Annotated in this window: 5 protein-coding genes; 2 read left to right on the forward strand and 3 right to left on the reverse strand. The window is 69.6% G+C overall.

The window, feature by feature from the left end; translation table 11 throughout:
• Positions 1-198 precede the first annotated feature (198 nt).
• Both ACLEQD_RS32220 and ACLEQD_RS32225 read right to left on the reverse strand, forming a co-directional pair.
• On the reverse strand, positions 199-1806 hold the full coding sequence (locus tag ACLEQD_RS32220) for a hypothetical protein (RefSeq protein ID WP_410389329.1): 1608 nt from the start codon (positions 1804-1806) through the stop codon (positions 199-201).
• Positions 1807-2020: 214 nt separating this feature from the next.
• Positions 2021-2359: a hypothetical protein gene (locus ACLEQD_RS32225; RefSeq protein WP_410389330.1), complete on the reverse strand. Its 339-nt coding sequence runs from the start codon at positions 2357-2359 to the stop codon at positions 2021-2023.
• 209 nt (positions 2360-2568) lie between these two features.
• Between ACLEQD_RS32225 and ACLEQD_RS32230 the strand changes: the two genes are divergently transcribed.
• Together ACLEQD_RS32230 and ACLEQD_RS32235 are read left to right on the forward strand one after the other, a co-directional pair.
• On the forward strand, positions 2569-3972 hold the full coding sequence (locus ACLEQD_RS32230; RefSeq protein WP_410389331.1) for an FAD-binding oxidoreductase: 1404 nt from the start codon (positions 2569-2571) through the stop codon (positions 3970-3972).
• Positions 3973-4253: 281 nt separating this feature from the next.
• Positions 4254-6293, forward strand: a complete 2040-nt coding sequence (locus ACLEQD_RS32235; RefSeq protein WP_410389332.1) for a hypothetical protein — start codon at positions 4254-4256, stop codon at positions 6291-6293.
• 53 nt (positions 6294-6346) lie between these two features.
• On the opposite strand, the gene serA is transcribed toward ACLEQD_RS32235, so the two are convergent.
• Positions 6347-7600: a phosphoglycerate dehydrogenase gene (gene serA, locus ACLEQD_RS32240; protein WP_410389333.1), complete on the reverse strand. Its 1254-nt coding sequence runs from the start codon at positions 7598-7600 to the stop codon at positions 6347-6349.
• Positions 7601-7655 lie beyond the last annotated feature (55 nt).

Below are 7655 nucleotides of genomic sequence, written 5' to 3' on the forward strand. Positions count from 1 at the left end.
CTCGGTGGTCCCAACTGGTCCGACAGTCGGACCAGTTCACGCGATGCTCCGCAGACCGGGGGGGGCGAGGCCCGAGCTCGGTGGTCCCAACGGGTCCGACAGTCGGACCGGTTTGCGGTGCGCCGCTGAGGGGAGGCCCCGCGGGGCTCTCACCTTCTCATCCCTGGGGACGGCATTCCTGTCCGATGGCTCGGGGGCTCACAGGTCCAGGATGAGGCTCAGCTCCTCCTCCGCGGCCTCGTCCGTCTGGATGGCGGCGTTCCCGTCATCCGCGTCGTCCCCGTACCGCGACCACCCGGCGAGTACCTCCTGGCCCAGGCACGTCATCTGCCGGGGTGTGGCCCCGACGCCGTCGGCGTCCTGGTCGCGGTAGAGATAGGTCCACCGATAGCGGTCGGCGTCCGCGTCGTCGCAGTCGTTGCCCACGGCCGTGGAGGCGTAGGGCGCGGGCACCGTCTTCCCCGTGCAGAAGGTCTGGACGGGGATGGGGGCGGTGAAGCCGTCCCCGTCTCGGTCCGCATGGGCGGCGGACAGGTTCTGCCAGCGCGTCGCGTCCTGCGCGTCGCAGTCCGTGCCGCTGGCGGACCAGGAACTGGGGACCTGTCCGTTGGTGCAGAGGACCGTCGGCGCTCCCGCGCCCACGCCGTCTCCGTCCGTGTCCGCGTAGGCCGTCACGTTCCGGAAGGCGGTGGCGTTCGTGTCGTCGCAGTCCTCGCCCGACAGCCGCTGGGTGCCGTAGCCCGAAGGCAGGGCCGTGCCCGCGCACAGCTCGCCGCCCTGGGCCACGGTGTACGTGTCGCCGTCGGCGTCGCGGTAGGTGAAGCCCAGCATCCGCCACCGGGAGGAGTCCTGGGGCGCGCAGTCCGTGGCTTGCGTGGAGTAGCCCGTGGGGACGGTCGCCGCGCCACAGATGGCGGTCGCCTCTCCCACGCCCACGCCGTCACCGTCCTCGTCCGCGTGGACGCTCCAGGCGCGGAACAGCGCACTGTTCCCGTCGTCGCAGTCGTCATTCCGCACCTCCTGGGAGTAACCCTGAGGCAGCCAGAAGCCGCTGCACACCTGACCCGTGGCCGGAGACAGGCGGCCGTCGCCGTCGCCGTCCCGCGAGGCGTAGGACAGATTCCGCCAGCGGGTCCCATCGCCCGGCGCGCAGTCCCCGCCCCGGAACGTCTCTCCTGGCGCGGACTCCCCCGGGCCCGCGCATCGCTGCACCGATGCGCCGTCGCCGTAGCCGTCTCCATCCGGATCCAACCAGCGCTCGACCCGGACCGTGCGATTCGCGTTGCTGTCATCGCAGTCCTGCGGGGCGGAAACGGTGTCGTAGCCGGCGGGCAGGTGCTCGCCCGCGCACACCGTGCCTTGCTGTTCCACGGCGAAGCCGTCCCCGTCCGCGTCCCGATGCGTGAAGGGCAGCTGTTGCCAGGAGCGGGTGTCCCCCGGCGCGCAGTCACCCGAGGTGAGCACGTACCCCTTGGGAGGCGGGCGCCCCCGGCTGGGGCACCACGCGATGGCCACTCCCGCACCCACGCCGTCCAGGTCCGTGTCCGCCCACGCTTCCGACAGGGCCGACACCGCCGCGTCCCCGTCATCGCAGTCCGGTGCCGCCGGCTGCTCCCGGTAGCCCGCGAGCGTGGCCCCCACGCAGCCCTTCACCGGCCCCGCTCCCGTGGCCCCGTCTCCGTCCGCGTCCGGGTACAGGCCCGGCACGGAGCGCCAGCGGGTGGCGTCCAGGGGCGCGCAGTCGCCTCCCTGTGACGCCCGGCCCTTCGTCGTGCTTCCCACGCAGGCGACGGAGGGGCCCCTCACCGAAACCGTCCCCGTCCGTGTCCTCGTAGCCCGTGACGGACCGCCACACGGTGGGGTTCGCGTCATCGCAGTCCAGCTCCGCCGGATGGCCGTCGCCGTCCAGGTCCCGGGGGCCCAGGCCGCCGCCCACACCGCAGCCCAGCTGGAGCCCCAGGGCGAGCCACACCCATGCCCGCATCAATCGCATCCGCGTGTCCATGGAGGCGGCCGGGAGCTACTGACGGGTCAGCGTGCAGGTCGGGTAGTAGCCGCCGTATTCCTTGAACCAACTGAACTGGAAGCGTCCGGGCCGGGTCATGGCGAGCAGGGCCAGCCGGTCACACCGGTTCGCCTCCGAGACGTCGTACGCAGGGGCGTCGAAGTAGATGGTGCGGGGCGTGCTCTCCCCCTGAAGGACTCCGGTGATGACGAAATGGCCATAGCCCGTGGTGTAGGCATCCACGGTCGTGAAGACGTAGTTCACCCCCGGAACGGATTCCTCCGGCGCCGCCAGGGCTGAAGCCGGGGCAAGGGACAGGGTGGCCAGCAGGGCGAGTGCGCGGAGCGACGACATGGGGTGTTCCTTGGAGGGGCAGGGCCGCGATGGGGGCGCGGCGTCGAGCCGTATACGGAGGGCACCCGTTTCCTTGGCTCGTTTCCGCGCTCCGAGCCCGGGACGGCCGTCCGCTCCCTCCCCGGCCCGGCACGGAGGGTGTCGGGAGCCATGCGCCCGGGTACCACCGGGCTTGTCATGCCCCAGGGCGTGCAATACGCCTTGGACCCATGTCCACCCCCGCGCTGCCCGCTGACTTCCTCCGCGCCATCGCCGAGTCCTTCCCCGCCGACTTCCTCACCCGGGAGCCCGCGGAGCTCCAGGAGTACGGCCGCGACTGGACGCGCGTGTACGCCCCGGCGCCGGGCGCGGTGGCCTTCCCCCGCACCACGGACGAGGTGGCCCGCTTCGTCGCGCTGTGCCACCAGCACCGCGTCGCGGTGGTGCCCTCCGGCGGACGCACGGGCCTGGCGGGCGGGGCGGTGGCCATGCATGGCGAGGTGGTGCTGTCGCTCCAGCGGATGAGCCGCATGGAGCCCGTGGACCTGCTGGGCAACACGGTGCGCGTGCAGGCGGGCGCGGTGACGGAAGGCGTGCACCAGCACTGCGCGCCGCACGGGCTCACGTGGCCGGTGGACTTCGCCTCCAAGGGCAGCAGCACGGTGGGCGGCAACATCGCCACCAACGCGGGCGGCGTGAAGGTCATCCGCTACGGCCTCACCCGGCAGTGGGTGCTGGGCTTGCAGGTGGTGACGGCGCAGGGGCAGGTGCTGGAGCTCAACGGCGCGCTGGAGAAGAACAACACCGGCGTGGACCTGCGCCAGCTCTTCATCGGCAGCGAGGGCACGCTGGGCATCATCACGGAGGCCACGCTCAAGCTGACCCGGCTGCCGGGCAAGCAGGACGTCTTCCTCTTCGCGGTGCCGGACGTGGCCGCCGTGCTGCGGCTGTTCCGCGACGCGCGCCAGGCGCCGCTGGTGCTCTCCGCCTACGAGTTCTTCACCGACAGGTGCCTGGCCCGCGTGCAGCGCCACCGCAAGCTGCGCTCGCCCTTCGAGGCGCCCAGCGGCTGCTACGTCCTCCTGGAGTCCGAGGGCGGCGACCCGGCGGCGGTGGAGGCGTGGCTGGGCTCCCTCTTCGAGCGGGGGCTGGTCACCGACGGCACCCAGGCGCAGGGCGCGGCGCAGGCGCAGGAGCTGTGGTCGCTGCGCGAGTCCATCAGCGAGAGCCTCTCCGCCACGGGCGTGCTGCACAAGAACGACATCTCCCTGCCGGTGGCGAACCTGGAGGCGTTCTGCGCGGAGCTGGACGCCGTCTTCGCCAGCCGCTACCCGGGCTGGGAGATCTGCCTCTTCGGCCACATTGGCGACGGCAACCTGCACGTCAACGTGATGAAGCCGGACGCGGTGGAGAAGGCGGACTTCTTCGCCCACGCCAAGCAGTCCGACCACGCCATGTTCGACCTGGTGCGCAAGCACGGCGGCAGCATCTCCGCCGAGCACGGCATCGGCCTGCTCAAGAAGGACTACCTGGACTACACGCGCGCGCCCGGGGAGCTGGAGCTCTTGCGCACCCTCAAGCGCGCGCTGGATCCGGCCGGCATCCTGAATCCAGGCAAGATCCTGGACGCCTGAGAAATCTTTGTTTTAGCCCGTGGGCGGTCGCCAATGCCTTGTGATGTGCGCGAGGTATTGTTGTGCGCAGGATGGTTCAAGGGTCGGGAGTGGTAGGGATTGTCTTCCTTGTCACATCCCGCCCCGTGAAAAGGCTTACGTGGGGCGAAGGGTTCAATTGCTCGGCGTGTGAATGAATGCGCTTCGTCCCGAGGCGCGACCGTCCCGCTCTGACCCGACAGGCTCCCATGACAATGCAGCGTTTCGCCCTCCCGCTGGTGTTTGGGTTGTTGTTCTCTGCCATGGCAATGGCGCAGGTCCCCGTGGGCAATGCCCAGCGTGCGGACCTGGCACGGCAGATCCGCATCGAGGCCGCGGACTTCCAGCGCAACCAGCCGCTGCCCGCGCACCCGAACAATGGAGACGAGCAGCGCTACCCCACCCACTTCGCCAGCTACACCAAGGGGCTGCCGCACAACGCGATTGGCGCCGTGGACCCCACCGCGTACCAGGCCCTGCTGAACGCGCTCGTCTCCGGGCAGCCGGCGGACTTCGAGAACATCCCTCTCGGAGGACCGCGCAAGCTGGTCAACCCCCAGGCGGCGTACTCCTTCACCCTTGTCGGACCGGACCCGCAGGGCCTGGCGTTTCGTCCCGCGCCTGAATACGCCAGCGCGGAGACAGCGGGGGAGATGGAGGAGCTGTACTGGATGTCGCTCATTCGCGACGTTCCCTTCCTCAACTACACGGCCATCCCCATCGTCGCCACGGCGGCCCAGCGACTCGACAGCCTGCGGCAGTACCGGGGGGCGAAGACAGAGGCCGCGAACGTCACGCCCGACGTCATCTTCCGAGGAGACTTCGCGGCGGCCCTTCGCGGCCCCTTCATCTCCCAATTCCTCATCAAACCGATTCCCTACAGCTCGGGTCCCTTCATCTCCGCGTTCAACGAGCCCACGGGCCATCAGTTCATTGAACAGCGATTCCTGGAGCGCCGCTCCGGCGACGACCGGGTGAGCCAATACGCGGAGTGGTTGAACATCCAGAACGGACAGGTCCCTACCTTGAATGGAGGACTCATCGACCGGGAGGAGGACTATGTCGCTGCTCCCGGGAACAGGAAATACATCTTCAATGCGCGCTCCCTGGCGGAATACGTCCACACGGATTATCCCATCCAGGCCACCTTGAGCGCGGCCCTGGTGATTGCTCGCCAGGGCGATTTCCTTGCCAATGGTACCTACGACCCTGACCCGAAGAACTCACCCCTGGCTTCCGATGGGCTGAACCCCTACCTCGCTTATTCCAAGCAGGAGGCGTTCGTCACGCTCGGCAACTCCGATGCCTTGTCCGTGGCCGCGCTGGTGACGAACACGGCCCTGCGGGCCGGGTGGTATCAGAAGTGGTTGGTCCACCGTCGGCTCCGCCCGGAGGAGTTCGGTGGCCACGTGGACAACCAGTTCTTCGGCCGCCAGACCTATCCCATCCATCCGGACCTGCTGTCGTCCCCCGTCCTGGCGCGCATCTTCACCAACAACACCCAGCTCAACAACCGGCGCGGTCTCACGGGAGGCGGGACCTATCTGCTGCCCCAGGCCTTTCCGGAAGGGGCGCCCCTGCATCCCGCCTACGGGTCAGGCCACTCCGCCTATATCGGCGCGGGCGTGACGATGCTCAAGGCGTTCTACAAGGACTTCCCCATCCGCAATCCCCTGGTGGCCAACGTGAATGGAGGCACCGTGGGGGCCTACACGGACGGCCCGCTGATGATGTTCGACGAGTTGGACAAGCTGGCCTCGAACATCGGCGTGGCCCGGCTCTTCGCGGGGGTGCACTGGCGCAGCGACCACGACAGCGCGGTGCGCCTGGGCGAGCTCGTCGCCCTGCGCACGCTGCAGGACCTGGTGCGCACCTACCACGAGCAGTTCCCGGGCTTCGAGGTCCGGACCTTCTCCGGGGACACCCTCACCATCAGCGCGACCACGCCTGTCCTTCCCAGCGTGGTGACGTCGGTGGAGGACTTCTCGCTCGTCGACGCGGCCACCGGGCAGCCCGTGCCTGGGTTCTCCCCGCTGGAGAACGGCCGGGTCATCGACCTCAGCGACCTGGCGGCCCTGGGCGTCACCCAGCCCGTCATCCAGGCCACCACCTATGACCCGGTCGTGGGCAGCGTCCGATTCAACCTGGACACCACCGTCTCCGCGGACAACGGCGCGCCCTACCAGGTGACCCTGCCCGCCACGGTGGGCACCCACGCACTGCGCGCCAGTCCCTACAGTGGGACCAACGCCTCCGGGCTGGGCGGCATCCCCCTGGTCATCCGCTTCACCGTGCAGAACTAGCGATGCGCCCGCGGGCCCTTTTTTCGCGACAGGAGAAGGGCCCGCCGGCCTCGTCAGGACACGATGCGCGTCTTGATGTCCGTCTCCAGCCCGGCGATGGCCTCGCACACCTGTTGGGACACGTCCTGGTCCAGGTCCATCACCAGGTAGCCCACGTTGGCGTCCGTGCTCAGCACCTGCGCGTGGATGTTGGCGTTGAGGTCGGACACGATGCGGTTGATGTCGCGGAGCACGCCCGGCGTGTTGCGGTGCACGTTGATGATGCGGTGGGTGCCCGGGTTGATGGGGGCCTCCACGTTGGGGAAGTTCACCGCGCCCGTCGTCGCGCCGCCCTTCACGAACTTGAGCAGCGACGTGGCCACCTCCTTGCCAATGGACGCCTGCGCCTCCTCCGTGGAGCCGCCGATGTGCGGCGTGAGCACCACGTTGGGCAGCCCCTGCAGCTCCGTCACGAAGCCGTCCGAGTTGCCCTCCGGCTCCTCCGGGTACACGTCCACCGCCGCGCCGCCCAGGTGCTTGGAGCGCAGCGCCCGCGCCAGCGCCGGGATGTCCACCACCGTGCCGCGGCTGGCGTTGATGAGGCACGCGCCCGGCTTCATCGCCGCCAGCTGCTCCGCGCCCATCATCAGGTGCGTGGAGGCCAGCGCCGGCACGTGCAGCGTCACGAAGTCCGACTCCGCCAAGAGCGCGTTCAGCGTGGGCACCGACCGCGAGTTGCCCAGCGGCAGCTTCGTCATCACGTCGTAGTAGAGGACGCGCATGCCCAGGGACTCCGCCAGCACGCCCAGCTGCGAGCCGATGTGCCCGTAGCCGATGATGCCCAGCGTCTTGCCGCGCACCTCGTGGCTGCCCGTGGCCACCTTGCGCCACTGCCCCGCGTGCACCTCCCGGCTGCGGTCGAAGAGCTGGCGCGTCAGCACCACCACCTCCGCCAGCACCATCTCCGCCACGCTGCGCGTGTTGCTGAACGGCGCGTTGAACACCGGCACGCCGTGCACGCTGGAGGCGAGCAGATCCACCTGGTTGGTGCCGATGCAGAAGGCGCCAATCGCCAGCAGGTCGTCCGCGTACTTCAGCGCCTCCTCCGGCACCGTCGTCTTGCTGCGGATGCCCAACAGGTGCACGCCCTTGAGCCGCTCCGCCAGCTCCGCCGGCTTGAGCGCGGCGGACAGCCGCTCTACCTCGAAGCCCTCCGCCTTCAGCATCTCCTGGGCCGAGGCGTGGATGTTCTCCAGCAGCATGACTCGCAGCGGGCCCTGGGTGCTCACGGGGCGGCGGGGCGACGGCGGGAAGCGGGGTGTGCTCATGGCGCCTTGCGTTAGACCTCGGTCCCATGGTGTCCAAGCCCGGGGTGGGCGGGAG

This window comes from Corallococcus sp. 4LFB (assembly GCF_046520365.1).
Taxonomy (GTDB): domain Bacteria; phylum Myxococcota; class Myxococcia; order Myxococcales; family Myxococcaceae; genus Corallococcus; species Corallococcus caeni.

Excerpts from the sequence above, each read along its gene's own strand:
- ACLEQD_RS32225 (WP_410389330.1), bottom strand. The coding sequence starts at position 2,359 with ATGTCGTCGCTCCGCGCACTCGCCCTGCTGGCCACCCTGTCCCTTGCC.
- ACLEQD_RS32235 (WP_410389332.1), top strand. The coding sequence starts at position 4,254 with ATGGCAATGGCGCAGGTCCCCGTGGGCAATGCCCAGCGTGCGGACCTG.
- serA (WP_410389333.1), bottom strand. The coding sequence starts at position 7,600 with ATGAGCACACCCCGCTTCCCGCCGTCGCCCCGCCGCCCCGTGAGCACC.
- ACLEQD_RS32230 (WP_410389331.1), top strand. The coding sequence starts at position 2,569 with ATGTCCACCCCCGCGCTGCCCGCTGACTTCCTCCGCGCCATCGCCGAG.